Annotated in this window: 18 protein-coding genes; 13 read left to right on the top strand and 5 right to left on the bottom strand. The window is 71.5% G+C overall.

Annotated features, from left to right (window positions below; translation table 11 throughout):
- Positions 1-12 precede the first annotated feature (12 nt).
- The 3 genes from BLV05_RS30990 to glgX all read right to left on the bottom strand — a co-directional run bounded on the left by BLV05_RS30990 (position 13) and on the right by glgX (position 3,887).
- Positions 13-1,089, bottom strand: coding sequence for a hypothetical protein (locus BLV05_RS30990; RefSeq protein ID WP_046768780.1), 1,077 nt, complete (start codon positions 1,087-1,089; stop codon positions 13-15).
- 110 nt (positions 1,090-1,199) lie between these two features.
- Positions 1,200-1,676 carry a COG4315 family predicted lipoprotein gene (locus tag BLV05_RS30985; RefSeq protein ID WP_172860732.1) on the bottom strand — a complete coding sequence of 159 codons (477 nt, stop codon included), beginning with the start codon at positions 1,674-1,676 and terminating at the stop codon, positions 1,200-1,202.
- Between the two features lie 90 nt (positions 1,677-1,766).
- Positions 1,767-3,887 carry a glycogen debranching protein GlgX gene (glgX, locus tag BLV05_RS30980; protein ID WP_046768781.1) on the bottom strand — a complete coding sequence of 707 codons (2,121 nt, stop codon included), beginning with the start codon at positions 3,885-3,887 and terminating at the stop codon, positions 1,767-1,769.
- A gap of 88 nt (positions 3,888-3,975) precedes the next feature.
- On the opposite strand from glgX, the gene BLV05_RS30975 reads away from it, so the two are divergent.
- Positions 3,976-4,761, top strand: coding sequence for an enoyl-CoA hydratase/isomerase family protein (locus BLV05_RS30975; protein ID WP_046768782.1), 786 nt, complete (start codon positions 3,976-3,978; stop codon positions 4,759-4,761).
- Positions 4,758-5,708, top strand: a complete 951-nt coding sequence (locus tag BLV05_RS30970) for a class I SAM-dependent methyltransferase (protein ID WP_046768783.1) — start codon at positions 4,758-4,760, stop codon at positions 5,706-5,708. The genes BLV05_RS30975 and BLV05_RS30970 overlap by 4 nt, the downstream gene beginning before the upstream one ends.
- A gap of 4 nt (positions 5,709-5,712) precedes the next feature.
- Here BLV05_RS30970 and BLV05_RS30965 read toward each other — a convergent pair whose 3' ends face one another.
- Positions 5,713-6,282 (bottom strand): GNAT family N-acetyltransferase, encoded by a 570-nt coding sequence (locus BLV05_RS30965; RefSeq protein ID WP_052762447.1) that lies wholly within the window; start codon positions 6,280-6,282, stop codon positions 5,713-5,715.
- Positions 6,283-6,348: 66 nt separating this feature from the next.
- On the opposite strand from BLV05_RS30965, the gene BLV05_RS30960 reads away from it, so the two are divergent.
- The 8 genes from BLV05_RS30960 to BLV05_RS30925 all read left to right on the top strand — a co-directional run bounded on the left by BLV05_RS30960 (position 6,349) and on the right by BLV05_RS30925 (position 16,723).
- Positions 6,349-7,038, top strand: coding sequence for an acyltransferase (locus BLV05_RS30960; protein WP_046768784.1), 690 nt, complete (start codon positions 6,349-6,351; stop codon positions 7,036-7,038).
- 229 nt (positions 7,039-7,267) lie between these two features.
- Positions 7,268-9,703, top strand: coding sequence for a choice-of-anchor G family protein (locus tag BLV05_RS30955; RefSeq protein ID WP_157524355.1), 2,436 nt, complete (start codon positions 7,268-7,270; stop codon positions 9,701-9,703).
- Positions 9,704-10,432: 729 nt separating this feature from the next.
- Positions 10,433-11,842, top strand: coding sequence for a choice-of-anchor G family protein (locus BLV05_RS30950; RefSeq protein WP_052762448.1), 1,410 nt, complete (start codon positions 10,433-10,435; stop codon positions 11,840-11,842).
- 151 nt (positions 11,843-11,993) lie between these two features.
- Positions 11,994-12,758, top strand: a complete 765-nt coding sequence (locus tag BLV05_RS30945) for a DUF5819 family protein (protein ID WP_046768786.1) — start codon at positions 11,994-11,996, stop codon at positions 12,756-12,758.
- Positions 12,755-13,834: an HTTM domain-containing protein gene (locus BLV05_RS30940; RefSeq protein WP_046768787.1), complete on the top strand. Its 1,080-nt coding sequence runs from the start codon at positions 12,755-12,757 to the stop codon at positions 13,832-13,834. Before BLV05_RS30945 ends, BLV05_RS30940 begins: the two co-directional genes overlap by 4 nt.
- 29 nt (positions 13,835-13,863) lie before the next feature.
- Complete coding sequence (locus tag BLV05_RS30935; protein ID WP_052762449.1) at positions 13,864-14,649, top strand: DUF5819 family protein; 786 nt, start codon at positions 13,864-13,866, stop codon at positions 14,647-14,649.
- Entirely contained in the window at positions 14,646-15,662 is a 1,017-nt protein-coding gene (locus BLV05_RS30930) for an HTTM domain-containing protein (protein ID WP_046768788.1), read from the top strand. The genes BLV05_RS30935 and BLV05_RS30930 overlap by 4 nt, the downstream gene beginning before the upstream one ends.
- Positions 15,663-15,772: 110 nt before the next feature.
- Positions 15,773-16,723, top strand: coding sequence for a type IV toxin-antitoxin system AbiEi family antitoxin domain-containing protein (locus BLV05_RS30925; protein ID WP_046768789.1), 951 nt, complete (start codon positions 15,773-15,775; stop codon positions 16,721-16,723).
- Between the two features lie 300 nt (positions 16,724-17,023).
- Here BLV05_RS30925 and BLV05_RS30920 read toward each other — a convergent pair whose 3' ends face one another.
- Entirely contained in the window at positions 17,024-18,313 is a 1,290-nt protein-coding gene (locus BLV05_RS30920) for a glycosyltransferase family 4 protein (protein WP_046768790.1), read from the bottom strand.
- A gap of 225 nt (positions 18,314-18,538) precedes the next feature.
- On the opposite strand from BLV05_RS30920, the gene BLV05_RS30915 reads away from it, so the two are divergent.
- Genes BLV05_RS30915 through BLV05_RS30905 form a run of 3 tightly spaced genes read left to right on the top strand, consistent with a single transcriptional unit; the run spans position 18,539 to position 21,505 of the window.
- On the top strand, positions 18,539-19,324 hold the full coding sequence (locus tag BLV05_RS30915) for an electron transfer flavoprotein subunit beta/FixA family protein (protein ID WP_046768791.1): 786 nt from the start codon (positions 18,539-18,541) through the stop codon (positions 19,322-19,324).
- Between the two features lie 9 nt (positions 19,325-19,333).
- Positions 19,334-20,287, top strand: coding sequence for an electron transfer flavoprotein subunit alpha/FixB family protein (locus tag BLV05_RS30910; RefSeq protein ID WP_046768869.1), 954 nt, complete (start codon positions 19,334-19,336; stop codon positions 20,285-20,287).
- Positions 20,288-20,299: 12 nt separating this feature from the next.
- Complete coding sequence (locus BLV05_RS30905; protein ID WP_046768792.1) at positions 20,300-21,505, top strand: cysteine desulfurase family protein; 1,206 nt, start codon at positions 20,300-20,302, stop codon at positions 21,503-21,505.
- The last annotated feature ends 1 nt before the right edge of the window (position 21,506 follow it).

Raw genomic sequence — 21,506 nt, 5'->3', positions numbered from 1 at the left:
GGTTCGGTGGGGTCATGGCACCACCGAACCGCCACTCAGATAGGCCGACTCGATCTCACGCAGCACCTCCTGGGGCTCGCCCCGCAGCCGGGCCGGCGACAGCGGCAGCACCCGCCAGCCGAGAGCGGCATAGCGGGCCCGGCGTTGTTCGGTGCGTTCGGGCGCGTCGCCGAAGCCGTGGAAGCTGCGCGAGTCGACCTCGGCGACCAGGCGCGCTCGTTCCCAGCACGCGTCCGGATAGATGCCACGCTGGCCGGGGAGCGCTTGGTTCCAGCGTGGTTCTGGCAGTACCCGGCTCGTCCGGACGAGGTCGCGCAGCTCGCACTCGGGTGCCGACCGGCAGCCGGCGTCGATGTCGCGCATCGCGTGCCTGACCAGCGCACCGCCGCGATGAGGCGCGGCCGCCACCTCGGTCCGCAGCACCGGCAGGGAGGTGCGGCGCCGCTGGACGACCTCGCACATCAGGGCGCGGACGTTGCGCAGCGCGAGCACGCGGTGCCCCGGCCCGTCCCAGCAGTCGGGGCAGCCGTCCCGGCGGGCGCAGGCCGGCCGCCAGCTCGGCGGGAGGAGCGCCGTCCGGACGACCGTGTCGACGACGGCGTGAGCCGCGGAGACGACCGGGATGACACCCGGCGCCGGGCCGGCGTCCAGCGAGTCCAGGAGGTCGGCGATCGGCCGGCCGGAGTCATCGATCCCCGTGTCGTCGACCCAGTGCTGCGCCTCTGGTCGCCGTCTGGCGCGGTGCACCCGGACGAACCCGAGGCTCCGGCGCCCGGAGGCCCAGCCGACCACCACGTCGACCTCGTCGCCTGCGGGCGGACCGTACCGAAGACCGGCCAGGTCGCAGCCCCAGGCACCCGTGACGAGAGCGTCCTCGCCGGAGTGCAGGACCGCGGCGCGTAGCCGCTGGATCGTCGTGAGCGGCCCGTTCGACGCCGAGTAGAGCCCAGGCAACACCGATGACCACGGTCCGCCGGGCCGGATGGCGTGCCGGATCGCGTCGGGCGAGAGACCGGCCGCCAGCGCCTGCTTGCGGGTGATCAGGCCGTCCTGGCTCTTGGCGACGGCCAGCGCACGTTCACGAGACACCAGGAGATCCTGTGCGAAATTCGGCGCCTCGCCAAAAGCCGCCTGTGGACAACTCCTGAGTGGCGGTTCACTGGCGTCAGGGCACCACCAAACCGCCACTCCGGGATCGGTCAGTAGGTGTAGCCGCCGCCTTGGTCGCTGTCGGACGTCGAGCCGTCGGTGGTGACGGCGTGCCAGACGAAGTGGGTGCCCTGGAAGTCGTCCTCGAAGCCGTCGCCGACGAACGAGCCGGGGCCGGAGTCGTCGGCGAAGGTGTAGAGGGGGCGGCCGTCGAGGGTGAGCTGGTCGGAGCCGTCCGGCCGCGCGATCACGCCGAACTCGCCGTCCACGCCGTCGACGCCGGACGGGACCTCGGAGGCGGTCATCTCGAGGGGCGGCCAGAAGTCCACGCAGCCGTCGACGCACAGGATGGTGCCGTCGGCCTCGGCGTCCGTCGTGTAGAGCGTGTTGCCGTCGGCGTCGGTGAGGACGGTCGCGAAGTCCGGGATCTCCCGGGTGCCGACGATGCCGTCCACCGTCTGCGTGTCGTCGCCGCCGGAATCGGAGGACGACTCGGAGCCGCACGCGCTCAGTGCAAGCAGGGCCACCGCGGCGACGCCGATCAGGCGCGCTCGGCGGGACCCGGTGTGAAACGAAGTGTTCATATCAGTTGGTACGAACAACCACCCCGGAGGGATTCAGTCGATCACGCGCAACAGCAGACAGCTGCGCCCGGCCAGCCGCACCCGGGCGGCTGCGCGGTGCCGCCGGCCGTCCGTCCCGGCGGCCGCGGTGTCCAGCACGACCTCGTACGACGTCGCCCAGAACCGGCCCGGCAGCCGCACGTCGAGGTCGTCGGCGCCGGCGTGGACGTACAGCAGGAACGACTCGTCCAGGATCGGCTCGCCGCGCACCCCGCGGGACCGGATGCCCTCGCCGTTGAGGTACATGCCGAGCGTGCGCAGCGACCCGTCGTGCCACTCGGCCTCGGTCATCTCCGCGCCGGACGGGGCGAACCAGGCGATGTCCTTGCGGCCGCCCTCGACGACCGGGACGCCCTCGAAGAACCGCCGCTGCCGGACGACCGGGTGGGCGCGGCGAAACCTCAGCAGCCGGCGGACGTGCTCGAGCAGCTCCGGGTACTCGGCCGCCAGCGACCAGTCGATCCAGCTGATCTCGTTGTCCTGGCAGTACGCGTTGTTGTTGCCCCGCTGCGTGCGGCCCAGCTCGTCGCCGGAGAGCAGCATCGGCACGCCGGTCGACAGCAGCATCGTCGTCAGCATGTTCTTCACCTGACGCGACCGCAGCTCGCGCAGCGCCCCGTCGGCGTCGCCTTCGACGCCGTGGTTCCACGAGCGGTTGTCGTTCGTCCCGTCGCGGTTCTCCTCGCCGTTGGCCTCGTTGTGCTTGCGGTCGTAGGAGACGACGTCGCGCATGGTGAAGCCGTCGTGCGCGGTGACGTAGTTGATGGACGCGTACGGGCGGCGGCGGTCGTCGGCGTAGAGGTCGGACGAGCCGGACAGCCGGTAGGCGAGGTCGCGGACGCCGGCCGCGGCGCCGCGCCAGTGGTCGCGGACGGAGTCGCGGTAGCGGTCGTTCCACTCGGTCCACAGGTGCGGGAACTCGCCGACCTGGTAGCCGCCGGGGCCGATGTCCCACGGCTCGGCGATCAGCTTCACCTCGCGCAGCACCGGGTCCTGCCCGATGACGGTCATGAACGAGCCGAGCATGTCGACGTCGTGCATCGACCGGGCCAGCGCCGACGCGAGGTCGAAGCGGAACCCGTCGACGTGCATCTCGCCGACCCAGTACCGCAGCGAGTCCATGACCAGGCCGAGCACCTGCGGGTGGGCGACGCGGAAGGTGTTGCCGGTGCCGGTGTAGTCGAGGTAGCGGGACCGGTCGGCGGGGTCGACGTGGTAGTACGCCTCGTTCGCGATGCCGCGGTAGGACAGCGTCGGGCCGCCGTCGCCCTGCTCGGCGGTGTGGTTGTAGACGACGTCGAGGATGACCTCGAGCCCGGCCTCGTGCAGCGCGCGGACCATCGCCTTGAACTCGTCGACCTGCTGGCCGCGCGTGCCCGACGCCGAGTAGGCGTTGTGCGGCGCGAAGAACGCCAGCGTGTTGTAGCCCCAGTAGTTGAGCGAGCCGCGGTGCAGGAAGTCGGGCTCGCTGACGTACTGGTGCACCGGCAGCAGCTCGACGGTGGTGATGCCGAGGCTGGTGAGGTACTCGATGGCGGCCGGGTGGGCGAGGCCGGCGTAGGTGCCGCGCAGTTCCTCGGGCACGTCGGGGTGGCGCATGGTGAAGCCGCGCACGTGCGTCTCGTAGAGGACGGTCTCGGCCCACGGCACCCGCGGGGGAGCGTCGCCGCGCCAGTCGAACGGGTGGACGTCGACGACCACCGACTTCGGGACGTACGGGGCGGAGTCGCGGTCGTCGCGGACACGGTGGTCGCCGCCCTCCTCCATGGACGGGCGGACGTGGCCGTACACCGCCGGGTGCGCGGTGAGCGCGCCGTCGACGGCGCGGGCGTGCGGGTCGGTGAGCAGCTTCGCGGGGTTGAACCGGCGGCCGGTGGCGGGGTCCCACGGGCCGTGCACCCGGAACCCGTACCGCTGGCCGAGGCGCACGCCGGGGACCGCGCCGTGCCAGATGTCGAAGGTGCGGTTGGGCAGCACCAGCCGGGTCTCGGCGCCGTCCTCGTCGAACAGGCAGACCTCGACCTGCTCCGCGTCGGGCGCCCAGAGGGCGAAGTTCGTGGCCGCCACGTCGTAGGTGGCTCCGAGCGGGGTCCAGTGACCGGGCCAAGGCTCCATCGCGACATCCACGCGGGGCATTGTTGCTCATGGTCCCGACAAGTTCCCCTTCGTCCAGCTAGACGCGGGGTCGGGGTACGGTGCCGGGATGAGTGAGAACCTGGTGCGGCTGGAGGTCGCGGACGGCGTCGGGACCATCCGGCTGGACCGGCCGCCGATGAACGCCCTGGACGCCGCCATGCAGGACGGCCTGCTGGCGGCCGCGGCCGAGGTGACCGAGCGGCGCGACGTCCGCGCCGTCGTCGTCTACGGCGGCGAGAAGGTCTTCGCGGCCGGCGCCGACATCAAAGAGATGGCCCGCTGGTCCTACACCGACATGGTCGACCGTTCGGTGGCGCTGCAGGCCGCGTTCACCGCGATCGCCCGCATCCCGAAGCCGACCGTCGCCGCCGTCACAGGCTACGCGCTGGGCGGCGGCTGTGAGCTGACGCTCGCCTGCGACCTGCGCTTCGTCGCCGCCGACGCGAAGCTGGGCCAGCCCGAGATCCTGCTCGGGCTGATCCCCGGCGCCGGCGGCACCCAGCGGCTGGCCCGGCTTGTCGGCCCGTCGAAGGCGAAGGACCTGATCTTCACCGGCCGCATGGTCGGCGCCGACGAGGCGCTGGCGATCGGCCTGGTCGACCGCGTCGTGCCCGCGGGGGAGGACGTCTACGCGGCGGCCGTCGCATGGGCGGCGAAGTTCGCCTCAGGCCCCGCGTACGCGCTGCGGGCGGCCAAGGAGGCCATCGACCGCGGCCTGTCGACCGACCTCGACACCGGCCTGGAGCTGGAGCGCCAGCAGTTCGCCGGGCTGTTCGCCACCGACGACCGCACCACCGGCATGCGCTCGTTCATCGAGAACGGCCCCGGCAAGGCCGCGTTCGAGGGCCGATGATGACGGGGGACGCGCGCGAGCCGGCGTCGGCGGAGGACGTCGAGCGGGCCTGGTCCGACACCAAGCTCGCCCAGGTGCTCTACCACGACTGGGAGGCGCAGACCTATGACGACAAGTGGTCGATCTCGTTCGACGATCGCTGCATCTCCTACGCCCGCGACCGGTTCACCGCCGTCGCCGGCCCGCCGCTCGCGCCGTACGAGCGGGCCCTCGAGATCGGCGCCGGGACCGGGTTCTTCTCGCTGAACCTGCGCCAGGCCGGCGTGCTCGACGACGTCACCGTCACCGACATCTCGCCGGGCATGGTCGAGGCGGCGCAGCGCAACGCCCGTCAGCTCGGCTTCGAGATCGCCGGCGAGGTGGCCGACGCCGAGAAGCTGCCGTTCCCCGACGAGACCTTCGACGTCGTCGTCGGGCACGCCGTCATCCACCACCTGCCCGACGTCGAGCAGGCGTTCCGCGAGATGCTGCGCGTGCTGAAGCCGGGCGGGCGGGTCGTCATCTGCGGCGAGCCGACGAAGTACGGCGACAAGATCGCCCGCGCGCTGTCGCGGGCCACCTGGTGGACGGCGACCCGCGCCACCCGGCTGCCGGGCCTGTCCGGCTGGGCGCGGTCTCAGGAGGAGCTGGACGAGTCGTCCCGCGCCGCCGCGCTGGAGTCCGTCGTCGACCTGCACACGTTCGACCCCGGCGATCTGACGGTGCTGGTCACCCGGGCCGGGTTCACCCGCGCGAAGGCGGTCACCGAGGAGCTGACGGCGGCCTGGTTCGGCTGGCCGGTGCGCACGCTCGAGCACGCCGTCAACCCCGACCGGCTGGGCTGGGGCTGGGCGATGTTCGCGTACAAGAGCTGGCTGCGGCTCTCGGCCGCCGACCGCGTGCTGGCCCGGGTGGTGCCGCGCGAGCTGTTCTACAACGTGTCGGTAACGGCGGTCCGGCCGGAGTAGCGGCTCACGCGGCCGCCGTCGCGCCCAGTTCCTCGGGCAGCCGGGCCAGCGCCGGTCGCAGCGACAGCCGCATCGCGTCGTAGCTGTCCGACCGCTCCAGCCGGGCCCGGCCGTGCCGGGCGAGCGTCTGGCAGTACCAGTGGTTGCCGGGCAGCCCGACGGTGAAGACCTCGCGGTAGCCGACCAGCCGGGCCATGCTGACCAGGTGGTCCAGCAGCATCGACCCGAGGCCGGCCCGCTGCCAGCGGTCCTCCACGATGACGGCCAGCTCGCCGGCGTCGCCCTCGTCGCGGCCCAGGTTGGCCAGCGCGACGATCGCCTGGTTGGGCGCCACGGCGACCAGGGCGATGTCGGTGCCGAGGAGCTGGGAGAGGAACCGTCCGGTCATCGACGGGACGGAGTGGTAGCGGTGCCGGACGGTCTCGGTGGAGCACCGTACGTGCATCGCGCTGACGTCACCGGCGTCGCGCGGCGTGGCGGCTCGGATGGTGACCGAGCGCCCGTCGCGGAGTCGTGTCGTGACGCCCGCGCCTGAGAAAAGGTGTGCCGATTCGGCCAGTCGCGTCGTCTTCATGCTTCGAGGCTCCGCCGCGGGTGTTTCGCGGCCGTCTCCGCCCCGTAACGGCCTGATCAGGACCGCATGACATACCGTGTGGCGGTGCTGTTCCGCCGTCGCGACCCCCGGCAGGCGCGGTATCTGACGCCGTCGTCGCTGCGCTGGGTGGTCCGGCACCGGGCGTGGACGTGGTGGTACCTGGTCCGGTACCTGCGGCTGGCGCGGCTGCGGCTTCTGCACCCCGAGGTGGTCACCGAGGGCATGGTGTTCCTGGGCCGGCGGGTCCGGGTCTCCGGCCGGCGCGGTTACGGGCGCGTGGTGCTGGGCCGGTGGGTGCACCTCGGCGACGGCACCCGCCTGATGGCGCACGAGGGGACGCTGCGGGTCGGCGACAAGGCGGTGTTCGGCTCGGACAACACGGTGACGTGTTACCTGGACGTCGAGATCGGCGCCCGGACGCTCGTGGCCGACTGGGTCTACGTCACCGACTTCGACCACCGCACCGACGATCTCGCGCTGCCGATCAAGGACCAGGGCATCATCAAGTCGCCGGTGCGGATCGGTCCGGACTGCTGGCTCGGGGTGAAGGTGACGGTGCTCCGCGGCGCCGTCGTGGGCCGCGGCTGCGTGCTCGCCGCGCACGCCGTCGTCCGCGGGACCGTCCCCGATCTGGCCGTGGCCGGGGGAGTTCCGGCGAGAATTCTCAAGCACCGCGGGAATCCGGCGGTTTCCATGGAAAGCGACCAGGACGATTGTCCGGATCGGCGGAATTGACGCCGGTCTGTCGGTACGGGTCTGCCCTTTTTCTCCGCTACGAAGCGTTCGCTCGCTTTTCTCACTCCGCCGCGAGTCAATACTGAATTCTCGTGGTCAAGAGACATGTCGTGCGTTGTAGCATCGCACTGTCAAAGGCCCGGTCCATCGACCTACGTCGCGCCCATCGTCCGCCCATTCTCGGCGGCGGCGCGGAGGCAACGTCCCCGAGCAGTACAAGGAGATCAGGATGACTTCCTGGGAAAGACATCGTCGGCGTCGGGTAGCTGCTTCTCTCCTGGCGGCCGGACTGGCCCCGGTAGTCGCCGCCGGCGCGTGGCTCGTGCCCGCATCGGCAGCCGAAGGTGACGAATCCCGCGCGGCCGCGCGATTCCTGAGCGGTGAGGTCCTCGGGACCGATTTGGATGCCGTCGCCGAACTGGCCGGCGTCCAGGTCGAGAATCTCGGTACACCCGACCCGGTCACCGAGGCGAACCCGCTCGATCTCACCGTTCTCGACACCCTCAACGTGACGGTTCCAGGCGGTGTGCAGTTGCCGCTGAGCGACCTCATCCAGCTGGGCGCCGTCAACCAGTGGGCGTCGGCGGAGGACGGCGGCGCGTCGCACGCGGCGACCGGCGCGGTCGCCGACAGCGGCGGCATCGGCACGGGCGTCGAGGCCGGGTTCCCCGGCAACGCGACGTTCGACCTCACCGACGTGCTGGGCGAGGCGCTCACCGACCTGATCGCCGACCTCGAGCTCGAGCTCGGCGCCATCTCGTCGGAGGCGCACCTCGTGCCGGCCGGCGAGGCGTTCGAGTTCACCAACGACTACGAGATCGCCGGTGGTCAGCTGCGGCTGACCGTTCCCCTGCTCGCCGATCTCCTGCCCCAGGTCCAGGACGCCGTCGCGACCGTCGACGAGGTCGTCAACGGGCTGGCCGGCCCCGAGGGCACGATCGCCCAGACCCTCTCGACCGTCGAGGGGCTGCTCAACCTGCTGTCCGTCGCCGGGGTCGAGAACCCCGACATCACGGTCTCGCTGGAGACCGACCTGGCGGGCGCGGTCGACGAGCTGCTCGCGACGCCGCTCGGCGAGGGCACCGGGGTCGAGCTGAACCTGGCCGAGGGCACGCTGGTCGTCGACCTCGACACGCTGCTCGGCGGCCTGAACGACCAGGCGCCGAACACCGAACTGCTCAGCCCCGAGGTCATCTCGCAGCTGGCCGAGACGATCGGCAGCCTGCTCGACTCGCTCGTCACCGACATCGTCGAGACGGTCGAGAACGCGCTGCGGGCGGCGACGCTGGACGTCAAGATCTACGCCGAGGTGGGCGGGCTGCTGCCCGGCACGCTGGACCTCCAGCTCACCGGTTCGCTCGGTGACGTGCTGACCGGCGAGGCCTCGTTCGTCAACAACAGCACCGGCGTCGTCGTCGGGCTGATCTCGGCACTGATCGCGCCGGTGCTCGACACGCTGATCTCCACGATCGGCGGGGTCGTCGAGGACCTGGTGTTCGCCGAGGGCGGTCCGCTCACCACACTGGGCGAGACGGTCGCCGGCCTGGTCAGCTCGCTGGCCGACGCCCTCACCCCGGTCGGCGACCTCCTGGCGTCGATCCTGTCGATCAAGCTGAACGTCCAGCCCGAGCTCGTGATCGAGCCCATGGATGCCGGCGTCGGTCAGCTGCGGGCGACGGACGGCCCGTACAGCGTGGCCGCTCTCGAGGTGACGGCGCTGCCGGACGCTCCGGTCGCCGTGGTCACCCTCGCCGAGTCGACGGTCGGCCCCAACACCGCCGGCGACGACGGTGGCGAGACCGAGGTCGAGGGCACTGAGGTCGAAGGGACCGAGGTCGAGGGCACTGAGGTGGACGGCACCGAGGTCGAAGGGACCGAGGTCGAAGGGACCGAGGTCGAGGGCACTGAGGTGGACGGCACCGAGGTCGAAGGGACCGAGGTCGAAGGGACCGAGGTCGAGGGCACTGAGGTGGACGGCACTGAGGTCGAAGGGACCGAGGTCGAAGGGACCGAGGTCGAAGGGACCGAGGTCGAGGGCACTGAGGTGGACGGCACCGAGGTCGAAGGGACCGAGGTCGAAGGGACCGAGGTCGAGGGCACTGAGGTGGACGGCACCGAGGTCGAAGGCACCGAGGTCGAGGGCACCGAGGTCGAGGGCACTGAGGTGGACGGCACCGAGGTCGAAGGCACCGAGGTCGAAGGGACCGAGGTCGAAGGGACCGAGGTCGAGGGCACTGAGGTGGACGGCACCGAGGTCGAAGGGACCGAGGTCGAAGGCACCGAGGTCGAAGGGACCGAGGTCGAGGGCACTGAGGTGGACGGCACCGAGGTCGAAGGGACCGAGGTCGAAGGCACCGAGGTCGAAGGGACCGAGGTGGACGGCACCGAGGTCGAAGGCACCGAGGTCGACGGCTCGGAGACCGACGGGGTCGAGGTCAACGGCGTCGAGACGGCCGGGGGCAACGACCCGGACCCGGCGATCGAGACCAGCGGCGACGACGACAAGAGCCACGAGGTCAGCGCCGCTGACGATGACGACGACGAGCACCTGCCCGACACCGGCGCTGGGTCGAACCAGCTCCTGGTCGTCGGCATCGGGCTGATGCTCTCCGGTGGTCTCGCCGCCTTCGCGGTGAGCCGTCGCCGCGGCGTCGGTCAGGGCTGACCCGGCCGTCGCAGCAGCGATCGACACACGACCGATGGCCGTGGATCCGCGATCCGGATCCACGGCCATCGGCCCGTCCCGGCCCCTTAGCCGGCCCTCACCCGGCCGCGGCCGGACAACGCCGCCGAGCGCCATTCCGCGACCGGTCGCATTCGCATAGTCACAACGCCCAGCGCCATCAGCCGAATGGGTGATCCGCGTTCCGCTCAATGGCGCTGTGACCAGGACATTGGGCGGAAAAACCACCCCACTCCAACACGCCCGCGTGTCGCCCCTCGGTAACGATTCGGTCACGGCGAGCCGGCCCGCGGTTTAGACCAGTGGTTCCGGTTTGCACACCCCAACCTCGACCCTTTCGCCCGATTCACCCCAGTTCAATGCGCCACTCCGTACCGCTATGTCTGACTTGCACCCATAAGTACCAACAAAAACAATCTCCCCAGCTTGGGGTAAAAGATGTTGATCAACCGATTCGAGGCATAGCGACCAGCGCGAGGCGAATGGGCGGTCGGTGACGCGGGAGGCAAATTCGCCAAGTACGAGACACGTCTCTGGACCAGTTGTAGGTTCATGATCACGCTTCGCCGGCCAAGGCATATCTGATGGCCGCGAAGGAGCCCGCCATGAAATGCAAATGCCAGAGGAGAAGGCATGCCTGCAACACCTGTTATGCGCCGGCGTCGCGCAGCGGCAACGCTGCTCGCAGCTGGTATTGCCCCGGTTTTCGCTGTGGGTGCGTGGCTGACGCCCGCCGCAGCGGCCGAGGGTGACGAGTCGCGCGCCGGCGCGCGGTTCCTCGACGGCACCGTTCTGGGTACCGACCTGGACGAGATCGCCGAGCTCGCCGGCGTCGACGTTGAGAACCTGGGCGACCCGGAGGCCGTCACCGACGCCAACCCGCTGGACGTCACGCTGCTCGACTCGATCAACATCAACATCGATCCCAACCTGCAGATCCCGCTGAGCGACATCATCAAGCTCGGCGCGGTGAACCAGTGGGCCACCGCAGAGGACGGCGCGGTGTCGCACGCGGCGACCGGCGCGGTCGCCGACAACGGCGCCATCGGCACCGGCGTCGACGCCGGCTTCCCGGCCAACGCGACGTTCGACCTCACCGACCTGCTCGGTGAGGGCCTGACGGACACCATCGCCGACGTCGAGCTCGAGCTCGGCGCCGTCTCGTCCGAGGCGCACCTCGAGCCGTCCGACGACGACTTCGAGGTCTCGCGCGACTACGAGATCGCCGGTGGCGAGCTGCGGGTCACGGTTCCGCTGCTGAGCGGCCTGAACCTGTCGCTCGGCGACGACGCCGCGATCTGGATCGAGGACGGCACCATCGTCATCGACCTCGACCTGCTGTTCGAGAGCCTGAACGACCTGCCGCCGAACAGCGAGCTGATCGGCCCGGGCCTGTTCGACATCCTCGACGACCTGCTGGGCGAGCTGCTCGGCGACCTCGGCGAGGACCTGGGCGACCTGCTCGGCGACCTGGGCATCGACGACCTCACCAACGGCCTGGCCGAGGCCCTGACCGACATCCTGTCGATCAAGGTCAACGTCCAGCCGGACCAGCCGGAGGCCGGCACCGCCACGCCGACCACCGCGCGCGCCGCCGCCAACGTCGAGCGGGCCACCACGTCCGAGACGTACAGCGTCGCGGCCGTGCAGGTCACCGTGCTCGGCGGCCTCGAGAACGGTGGCGTCTCGGTGACGCTGGCCGAGTCGCACGTCGGCCCGAACACCAAGGACGACGGTGAGGAGACCGAGGTCGAGGGCACCGAGACCGAGGTGGAAGGCACCGAGGTCGAGGGCACCGAGGTCGAAGGGACCGAGGTGGAAGGCACCGAGGTCGAGGGCACCGAGGTGGAAGGCACCGAGGTCGAGGGCACCGAGGTCGACGGCACCGAGACCGAGGTCGACGGTACCGAGACGGAGGTCGACGGCACCGAGGTCGACGGCACCGAGAACGACGGTGACGACGACGGCGCGGCCGACGCCAACGGCAACGAGGACGGCGACGAGCTGCCCGACACCGGTGCCGGCTCCAGCCAGCTGCTGATCCTCGGCCTGGGCCTGGTCCTCGCCGGTGGCATCGCGGCCTACGCGGTCAGCCGCCGCCGGGGCCTCACGGTCGAGTGACACCCAGCACCACCTGCACCACCGAGGAGTAACGCACCAAGACTCCCGGCCGATCACGGTGGGTCCGCTCCCAGCCAGGGCGCGGACCCACCGGATCGGCGTTTCCGGGGGTCGGTCGAACCGGGCGGTCGACACACGAGGGCAGGCACGAATGCACGACCACGAGACAGAGACGACGACGCCGGCGCGGCAGGAGCCGCGGCCGACGTGGATCAAGGTGCTCGCCGGAGGGCTCGCCGCGCTGCTGTGCGCGCACCTCTTCGCGACGGCGGTGTTCGTGGGTCCGGCCAACGCGGCCAAGGAGACCCTGGGCACGACGCTGACGAACTACATGCAGCCCTACTTCCAGCAGGAGTGGAGCCTGTTCGCGCCGACGCCGATCAGCGTCGAGTACTCCATGCTGGTACGCGGCTGGTACGACGCCGACACCCCGACCGAGTGGGTGGACGTCACCGAGCTCGAGGTCGAGGGCAACATCCTGCACAGCCTGGCGCCGTCGCGCGCGGGCATCGTCACCCGCCGGCTGGCCGGGAACATGCGCAAGCAGTATCGCCTCATCTCGCGCGAGGAGCAGGCCGTGCTGGCCGGCCACTACCACGAGAACGCCTGGGCGCGCATGGAGGAAGCGATGCTGGCGACCCCCGACCCCAGCTCCGACGCGCGCATCTCCTACGTGCTGCGCCTCGACCGCGCCATGGCGGCGTACGCGACGCAGTTCGCGTGGGCCTGGTGGGGCCGCGACTCCGGCATCCAGTACGTCGAGGTGCAGATCCAGGAGACCCGCGCTCCGAGCTTCGACGACCGCGGCGACGACCCGTCGGTGACGACGCGCGAGTTCGGCCGCCGCCCGCTCTACCTGTACGACGACCAGGACAGCGCCGCGTTCGCCGACGCCATCGGGAGGTTCCGGCCATGATCGGGTCCGCCGTCGACCGCGCGCTCGACGCCTTCGCCGTCACCGTCGGCAAGGGCGAGGAGTGGTTGCTGGGCGTCAAGCGCGCCACCTACGGCCTCGCCGTCGTCCGCATCATCTTCGGCCTCGCGGCCTGCTGGTTCCTGCTGGCGAACTTCAGCAACCGGCACTACCTGTGGGGCGACGCCGCGCAGTGGATGACGCCGCTCGAGCGCAACGGCGGCTTCGGCTTCCCGTTCACGCTGTTCGAGGGCGGCAGCGACCCGACGACGCTGACGGTGAAGATGCTGGTCGTCCTCGCGCTGGCGATCCTCTTCACGCTCGGCTGGCGCACGCGGTTCGTCGCGCCGGCGCTGCTGATCTGCTGGGTCAGCCTGATCGAGTCGAACCCGCTCTACGGCGACCAGAGCGACAACATCTTCCGCATCCTGCTCATCTACCTGTGCTTCGCCGACCTGTCCGGACGGTGGTCGCTGGACGCCCGGCGGCGGGCGCGGCAGGAGCAGGGGCTGAGCCGGCGGCTCTGGCCGCGCCGGTTCACCCCCGAGGGCCTGCGCCGCGGCGCCGGCCGGCTGGGCATCCTGATCCACAACCTCGCCGTCGTCGCGGTCGCCGCGCAGATCTGCATCATCTACGTCGCCTCGGCGCTCTACAAGGTGCAGGGCGAGGCGTGGCAGGACGGCACCGCCGTCTACTACCCGATGCAGGTGTCGCAGTACCGGCCGTGGCCGTGGCTGAACGACCTGCTGTCGGCGAACCCGCTCGGCGTGCTCGTCGTCTCGTACTTCTCCGTCTTCATCCAGCTGTTCTTCCCGCTGATGCTGCTGCGCCGCGGCACCCGCGTGGTCGCGCTGCTGGGCGTCCTCGGCATGCACGCCGGCATCGGCATCATCATGGGGCTGCCGTTCTTCTCGCTGTTCATCATGGCCGGCGACCAGATCTTCATCCGCGACTCCACCTACCAGGGCATCGCGGCCCGGGTGCGGTCGGCCTGGGAGGAACGACGTCGACGGCGGCGGCCCGGCGCCGCGCAGCCCGCGCCCGAGGACGCCCCGGCCGAACCCGTGCCCACGAGGTAGCGTCGCGCCCACGCGATACCCTGACCCGCGTGCCGAACGACAGCCGGGGCGCCCCGGTGCCGCCGATCGCGAAGGGCGTCGCGTTCTTCCTGGTCGGCGTCGTGGCGCTGCATTTCGTCGCGACGTTCCTCTGGAACGCGCCGAGCAACCCGATCAAGGAGTCCGTCGGCGACCAGGTGTCGGGGTACATGCGGCCGTTCTTCCAGCAGAACTGGAGCCTGTTCGCGCCCAACCCGGTGAACGCCGAGGACGAGCTGCGGGTCCGCGCGCAGGTCGAGGACCCGCAGACCGGCGAGGTCACCACCACCGAGTGGGAGGACCCGACCCGGCTCGAGTGGACCCTGATCACCCACGACCCCGCGCCGTCGCGGGCCAGCCGGCTGACGTCGAACCTGCACCGTCGCGTCAACACCGCCTGGGACGCGCTCACCGACGACCAGCAGGCGATCCTCGGCACGGACTACCAGGACATGGCCGACTGGCGGCCGCTGGCCGACGACCTCATCGCCTCGCAGGGCGGCGAGACGTCCAACCGGGTCGCCAACATCGTCCGCGCCGACCGCGTCACCACCGGCTACGCCACCCAGTTCGCCAAGGCACTGTGGGGTGAGGACGTCGTCGCCGTGCAGTTCCAGCTGGTGCGCACGCCGGTGCCGCGCTGGGACGTCCGGTTCGATCCGCCGCCGGAGAACCCGCAGCAGACCGTCCGCGAGTTCGGCTGGCGCCCCGCGCTCGTCGACCCGAATCAGGACGAGGCCGCCTTCGCCGACGTCATGGACGGCCTGGTCGAGAACAGGGACGGGGAAACGCCATGATCGGCGACGCGATCCGGGTCGTCACCGGCGCCGTCGGGCGGACCGTCGACTCCGGCGAGCGCTGGCTGTTCGACCGCAAGAACGCCACGTACGGGCTGGCCGCGATGCGCATCCTCATCGGCGTCGCGATCCTCGGCTCGCTCGCGGTCAACTTCACCAACAGGCACTACGTGTGGGGCCCGGGCGCGCGCTGGCTCACCCCGTGGCTCACCGTCGACGAGTACGGCTTCCCGTTCACCTCGGTGTTCGCCCTGGACGACGGCACCACGGCCTTCACGATCAAATACCTGCTGCTGGTCGCGCTCGCCGTCGCGTTCACGATCGGCTGGCGCACGCGGGTCGTCACGCCGGTGCTGATGATCGCGATCGCCAGCCTGATGCGGCTCAACCCGCTGGGCGACGACGCCGGCGACAACATCGTCCGCATCATGCTGCTGTTCCTCTGCTTCGCCGACACCTCGATGCGGTGGTCGCTGGACGCCCGCCGCCGCGCCCGGCCCGACTACCGGCCGCTGGTGCCGCTGCCGCCGTGGGTGGGCACCCTCTTCCACAACGTCGCCCTCGTCGCCGTCGCCACCCAGGTGTTCATGATCTACATGACCTCCGGGCTGTCGAAGGTCCAGGGCAGCATGTGGCAGGAGGGCGTCGGGCTCTACTACCCGCTGCGCATCGGCCAGTACGCGCCGTGGCCCGGGCTGAACGAGCTGGTCTACACCAACGGCGTGTTCGTCACGATCGGCAGCTATTTGACGGTGTTCGTGCAGGTGCTGTTCCCGCTGCTGCTGTTGCGACGGGGCACGCGGGTGCTGGCGCTGCTGGCGATCTTCGCCATGCACGTCGGCATCGCCGTGACGATGGCGCTGCCCTGGTTCTCCCTGGCGATGATCGCCGCCGACATGGTCTTCATCCGCGACGACACCTACCAGGCGGCGATCCGCTGGGCTCGACGCTCCCGCCAGAAACAGCCCGCTGAGCCCTCACCCGCCGAGCCCGAACCCGCCGAGGTCCCATGATCATCGGCGATCACTGGTGGTCAGACGCCAGGGATCGCCGGTGATGACGGCTGTCCACAGACCGGGAATTCGGGCTGGCGCGACCGTCCCGGCTCGCGCAGGCTGGTGGGGTGGATCTCGAGCAGCTCGTCGCCGCCCAGGACGGCGTGGTCAGCCGTGCGCAGGCGCTGGCGTGCGGCCTGACCGAGGACGCGCTGACGTGGCGGCTGCGTTCGGGCCGCTGGCAGCGCGTCCATCCCGGGGTGTACGTGACGTTCAGCGGGCCGCTGCCGTTCGCGGCCCGGGTTTGGGCGGCGATCCTGCGAGCGGGCCGCGGAGCTGTGGCCAGCCACCGCACCGCCGCCCACCTGGACGGCCTCTGCGACGATCCCGGTCCGGTCGTCCACGTCACCGCACCGGGCGATCGGCACGTCCGCGGCAAGACCGACGGCGTCCGGGTCCACTACGCGCACCGGTTGCCGCGCAGCCGTCATCCGGCGAGGAACCCCCCGCGGACCCGGGTCGAGGACACGGTGCTGGACCTCGTCGACGTCGCGTCGCACCCGCGTGAGGTCGAGACCTGGGTGACGGCCGCCTGCCAGCGGCGCGCGACGACGCCGGAGCGGCTGGCCGACGCGCTGGGGCGGCGGAAGAAGATCCGCTGGCGCGCCGTCGCCGTGGCGCTGCTGGCCGACGTCGTCGACGGCGCACATTCGCCGTTGGAGCTGCGCCACCTGCGCCGGGTCGAACGTGCGCACGGCCTGCCCACCGGCTGCCGGCAGCGGCGGGTCGCCGGGGAGCGCGTCATCTGGATCGACGTCGATTACGCCGAGTTCCACCTGCGGGTCGAGCTCGACGGACGCATCGGCCACACCGGCGAAGGCCGCTTCCGCGACCGGCGCCGGGACAACCACGCCACCGTCGGCGGCCATGCCACGCTGCGCTACGGCCACGCCGACGTCTTCGGCGACCCCTGCGGCGTCGCCGCGGAACACGTGCGGGTGCTCAGAGCCCGCGGCTGGACCGGCACGCCGCTCTCCTGCCGGCCCGGCTGTCCCGTTCCGGCCTGTGGACGTCCGTGATCATCCGCGATCGCTGGCGTCAGAGGGCCTGTTGCGGAATGGGGTGCGGTGCGGGCGTTGCCGAAGAATCTTCGGCGGGCGCCGTTCTCGCCGCGACGTCCGACCGCCTTGGCTCGCCTGGCCACGCTGCAGGCCGGGCATATCGGGCGCCGTCACGACGACCAGCCTTGCCAAGGGCGGCACCGGCCGTCGGCGCGTGACGCGGGCAGGAAGATCTCCGGCTCCAGCGCGTCGACCGCCGAAAGCGCAACAGGCTCCAGAACCCCAGCGATAGCCGATGATCACCGCGCGCAGCGCGCGCTAGACCTCGCCGCGGACTCGGCGCCAGGCTTGCTGCACCGCCGCCGGGCGGTCGGCCAGGATGTTGCCGTCGGCCGCGGGCGCCGGACGCGGGCGGGGCTCGCGCGGGTCGGCGACGGCGGCCGCGTAGACCTTCTCGGTCTCGCGGGCGACCGCCGTCCAGACGAACTCGGTGGCGATGCGCTGGTGGGCGGCGCGGACCAGCCGCTGCGACAGCCCGGGCTCCTCGAGCAGCCGCATGGCCGCGGCCGCGAGATCGCCGGGGTCACGCGGCGGCACCAGCAGGCCGGTGACGTCGTGCTCGATCACCTCGCGCAGGCCGCCGCTGTCGCCGGCGATGACGGGGGTCCCGGCCGCGCAGGCCTCCAGGGCCACGATGCCGAACGGCTCGTACGACGACGGCACCATGGCGACGTCGGCGGCGCCGAACAGGGCCGCGAGGTCGGGCTGGTCCATGCGCCCGGCGAACTGCACGACGTGGTCGATCTGCAGGCGCTGGGCCAGCCGCCGCAGGTTGACCTCCTGCGACCCGGCGCCGGCCAGCACCAGCCGCGCGTCGTGGTGGCGCTGCCGGACCAGCGAGAGCGCCTCGACGCAGACGTCGACGCCCTTCTCCCACTCCAGCCGGCCGCCGAACACCAGCAGTGGGGTCTTCGGCGGGATGCCGAACCGCTCGCGGGTCGCCCGTCGCGCCTCGGCCGTGGTGCGCCAGGCCGGCTGGTCGACGGCGTTGCGGATGACGGTGAGGTCCTCGGGCGGGACGTCGAAGGCGGCGGCCGCCTCGACCCGCATCGCCTCGGAGCAGACGATGGAGCGCGTGGCCTCGGCGACCAGCCAGGCCTCGATGTCGTGCCGGGCCCGCGACAGCGGCGTCGACAGCCAGCCGTCCCACAGGCCCGCCTCGGTGGCGTGCACGGTCGCGACGAGCGGCGCGTCGATGGCGCGGGCGACGTTGATGCCGGCGTGTGCGTCGACCCAGTCGTGCGCGTGGACGACGTCGGGCATCCACTCGCGGGTCAGCCGATGGGCGGTGCGCATGAGGCTGGTGTTGAGCGCCAGCACCCACGGGACGAGGTCCTCACCGCGCTCGCCGGCCGGCGGATCGGGCGGCGCCCGGAACACGCGCACACCCTTGTCGTCCTCTTCCTCGGGCATCCCAGGAGCGGACTGGGTGACGACGGCGACGTCGTGTCCGTCGGCCACGAGACCCTCGGTCAGGCGGTGGACATGACGCCCGAGTCCGCCGTAGATGACGGGCGGGTACTCCCACGAGACGACAAGTATCCGCATCGCGCGATCATTTCACAGCGGGCCCAAGATCGGGACCGAGTGAGGACGGCGAAAACGGGTATCGGCGGCCGTCCCGGACTGTGACGTGTTGCACGTCAACCGGACTGGAGCCCGTGGTTACCTGCCGGTAACATCGGGACAGTCGTCAGCCCCGGAGAAGCCGGGGGACTAGCCTCACGTTGGACGCCACGCAACCCGCCCGGCCTAGGAGGTCGCACCCCGGCCATGAAGATCGTCACTCTGGTCAAGCACGTTCCGGACGCCACCGCGGACCGGACCTTCAACGCCGCCGACAACACCACCGATCGTGCTGGTGTCGACGGCCTGCTGTCCGAGCTGGACGAGTACGCCGTCGAGGAGGCGCTGAAGATCTCCGAGGCCGGAGACGGCGTCGAGATCGTGGCCCTGACGATGGGCCCGGACGGCGCCGACGCCGCGCTGAAGAAGGCGCTGCAGATGGGTGCGGACTCCGGCGTGCACGTCGTCGACGACTCGCTGCACGGGTCCGACGCGCCGGCCACCGCCCAGGTGCTGGCGGCCGCGATCAGGAAGATCGGCGACGTCGACCTCGTCCTCACCGGCATGGCCTCGACCGATGGCGGCATGAGCGTCGTCCCGGCGATGCTGGCCGAGCACCTCGGGCTGGCGCAGGTGGGCTTCGTCGGCGAGCTGACGGTGTCGGAGTCGGCCGTGACCGCGCGGCGCGACGGCGACGTCGCGTCCGAGACGATCGAGGCGGCGCTGCCCGCCGTCGTCGCCGTCACCGACCAGATCAACGAGCCGCGGTACCCGTCGTTCAAGGGGATCATGGCGGCGAAGAAGAAGCCGGTCGAGACGTGGACGCTGGCCGACCTCGGGGTCGACGCCGGGGCCGTCGGGCTGGGTGCCGCGTTCTCCGTCGTGCGCGAGGTGACGAAGCGGCCGGAGCGCGCCGCCGGCACGGTCGTCACCGACGAGGGCGACGGCGGCACGAAGCTGGCCGAGTTCCTCGCCGCGCAGAAGTTCATCTGAGGGGTTGTGATGGCTGAGATCCTGGTCCTGGTCGACCACGTCGACGGCACCGTCCGCAAGACCACGCTGGAGCTGCTGACGCTCGCGGCCCGCGCGGGTGAGCCCGCCGCCGTCTTCCTCGGCTCCGGCTTCGACGCGGCCCGCGACACGCTGGGTGAGTACGGCGCGGCGAAGGTGTACGTCGTCGAGGCGCCCGAGTTCGAGCAGTTCCTCGTGGTGCCGAAGGCCGAGGCGCTGGCGCAGCTGGCGCAGTCGTCCGGCGCGGCCGGGGTGCTGATCACCTCCTCGCCGGAGGGCAAGGAGATCGCGGCCCGGCTGGCCGTGAAGCTGGGCTCCGGCGTCCTCACCGACGCTGTCGATGTTGCCGCCGACCTGTCCACCACGCAGTCCGTCTTCGCCGGCGGGTACACCGTCACCGCACAGGTCACCACGGGCACGCCGGTCATCACGGTGAAGCCGAACGCGGTCACCCCCGAGGCGGTGCCGGGCGGGACCGTCGCCGCGGAGGAGAAGGTCGCGGTCGCGTTCTCCGACGCCGCCACCAATGCCCGCATCGTCGACCGCAGCCCGCGCGCGGCCACCGGGCGGCCGGAGCTGACCGAGGCGTCCATCGTCGTCTCGGGCGGACGCGGCACCGGCGGCGACTTCGCACCCGTGGAGGCGCTGGCCGACGCTCTCGGCGCGGCCGTCGGCGCGTCCCGGGCCGCCGTCGACTCCGGCTGGTACCCGCACGCCTACCAGGTCGGGCAGACCGGCAAGACGGTGTCGCCGCAGCTCTACCTCGCCGCGGGCATCTCCGGCGCCATCCAGCACCGGGCCGGCATGCAGACCTCGAAGACCATCGTCGTGGTCAACAAGGACTCCGAGGCGCCGATCTTCGCGATGGCCGACTTCGGCGTCGTCGGCGACCTCCACACCGTCCTGCCGCAGGCGACGGCAGAGATCGAGAAGCGCAAGACGTAAACTGGACGGGAGATGTCTGACCGCCGCGTGTACCTCGACCATGCGGCGACGACCCCCGTCCTCCCCGCAGTGATCGACGTCGTCGCCGGGACCATGGCTACCCTCGGCAACCCGTCGTCGCTGCACGCGTCCGGCCGCAGCGCCCGCAAGCTGGTCGAGGAGGCGCGCGAGTCCGTCGCCGCCGGCCTCGGGGCACGGCCCAGCGAGGTCGTGTTCACGTCCGGCGGCACCGAGGCCGACAACCTCGCCGTCAAGGGCCTCTACTGGGCCCGGCGCGCCGCCGACCCGCGCCGCGTCCGCATCCTCGCCTCGGCCGTCGAGCACCACGCCGTGCTCGACTCCGTCGACTGGCTGGCCGCGGAGCAGGGCGCCAAGGTCGAGTGGCTGCCGGTCGACCACCGCGGCCGGCTGGACGTCGAGGCGCTGCGCCGCGTCGTCCGCGACGACCCCGAGTCGGTCGCGCTGATCACCGTCATGTGGGCCAACAACGAGGTCGGCACCGTGCAGCCGATCGGCGAGGTGGTGGCCGCCGGGCACGAGTTCGGCATCCCGGTGCACTCCGACGCCGTGCAGGCGGTCGGCGCGCTGCCGGTGCACTTCGGCGACTCCGGGCTGGACGCGCTGACGGTGTCCGGGCACAAGGTCGGCGCACCGGTCGGCGTCGGCGCGCTGCTGCTGCGCCGCGAGGTCGACGTCGTGCCCGTCCTTCACGGCGGCGGCCAGGAGCGCGACGTCCGCTCCGGCACCCTCGACGCCCCCGGCGTGGCCGGGCTGGCCGAGGCGCTGCGGTCGACGTTGGCCGACGTCCCGGACCGGGCGGCGGAGCTGGCGACGCTGCGCGACCGGCTGGTGACCGGCCTGCGGCGCGTCGTGCCCGAGGCGATCCTCAACGGCGACCCGGCGAACACGCTGCCCGGCATCGCGCACTTCTCCTTCCCCGGCTGCGAGGGCGACGCGCTGCTGCTCCTGCTCGACGCCGCCAGCATCGACTGCTCGACCGGCAGCGCCTGCACGGCCGGCGTGCCTGAGCCGTCGCACGTGCTGCTGGCCATGGGCGCGCCGCACGAGCGGGCCCGCGGCTCGCTGCGGTTCTCGCTCGGCTCGACGTCGACGGCCGGCGACGTCGACGCGCTGGTCGCGGCCATCGGCCCGGCCGTCGAGCGCGCCCTCGCCGCCGGCATCGTCAACGTCTCGACCGGCTCGACCAGGGGGAACTGAC

The sequence above is a fragment of the Jiangella alkaliphila genome (genome assembly GCF_900105925.1).
Taxonomy (GTDB): Bacteria; Actinomycetota; Actinomycetes; order Jiangellales; family Jiangellaceae; genus Jiangella; species Jiangella alkaliphila.
Note: the sequence above shows the minus strand (reverse complement) of the source record. Positions and strands in the feature narration are given on the sequence as shown.

What these genes read in the sequence shown, in the direction of transcription:
- glgX (WP_046768781.1), bottom strand. Translation starts at nt 3,887, where the DNA reads ATGGAGCCTTGGCCCGGTCACTGGACCCCGCTCGGAGCCACCTACGAC.
- BLV05_RS30975 (WP_046768782.1), top strand. Translation starts at nt 3,976, where the DNA reads ATGAGTGAGAACCTGGTGCGGCTGGAGGTCGCGGACGGCGTCGGGACC.
- BLV05_RS30970 (WP_046768783.1), top strand. Translation starts at nt 4,758, where the DNA reads ATGATGACGGGGGACGCGCGCGAGCCGGCGTCGGCGGAGGACGTCGAG.
- BLV05_RS30965 (WP_052762447.1), bottom strand. Translation starts at nt 6,282, where the DNA reads ATGAAGACGACGCGACTGGCCGAATCGGCACACCTTTTCTCAGGCGCG.
- BLV05_RS30960 (WP_046768784.1), top strand. Translation starts at nt 6,349, where the DNA reads ATGACATACCGTGTGGCGGTGCTGTTCCGCCGTCGCGACCCCCGGCAG.
- BLV05_RS30955 (WP_157524355.1), top strand. Translation starts at nt 7,268, where the DNA reads ATGACTTCCTGGGAAAGACATCGTCGGCGTCGGGTAGCTGCTTCTCTC.
- BLV05_RS30945 (WP_046768786.1), top strand. Translation starts at nt 11,994, where the DNA reads ATGCACGACCACGAGACAGAGACGACGACGCCGGCGCGGCAGGAGCCG.
- BLV05_RS30940 (WP_046768787.1), top strand. Translation starts at nt 12,755, where the DNA reads ATGATCGGGTCCGCCGTCGACCGCGCGCTCGACGCCTTCGCCGTCACC.
- BLV05_RS30930 (WP_046768788.1), top strand. Translation starts at nt 14,646, where the DNA reads ATGATCGGCGACGCGATCCGGGTCGTCACCGGCGCCGTCGGGCGGACC.
- BLV05_RS30920 (WP_046768790.1), bottom strand. Translation starts at nt 18,313, where the DNA reads ATGCGGATACTTGTCGTCTCGTGGGAGTACCCGCCCGTCATCTACGGC.
- BLV05_RS30915 (WP_046768791.1), top strand. Translation starts at nt 18,539, where the DNA reads ATGAAGATCGTCACTCTGGTCAAGCACGTTCCGGACGCCACCGCGGAC.
- BLV05_RS30910 (WP_046768869.1), top strand. Translation starts at nt 19,334, where the DNA reads ATGGCTGAGATCCTGGTCCTGGTCGACCACGTCGACGGCACCGTCCGC.
- BLV05_RS30905 (WP_046768792.1), top strand. Translation starts at nt 20,300, where the DNA reads ATGTCTGACCGCCGCGTGTACCTCGACCATGCGGCGACGACCCCCGTC.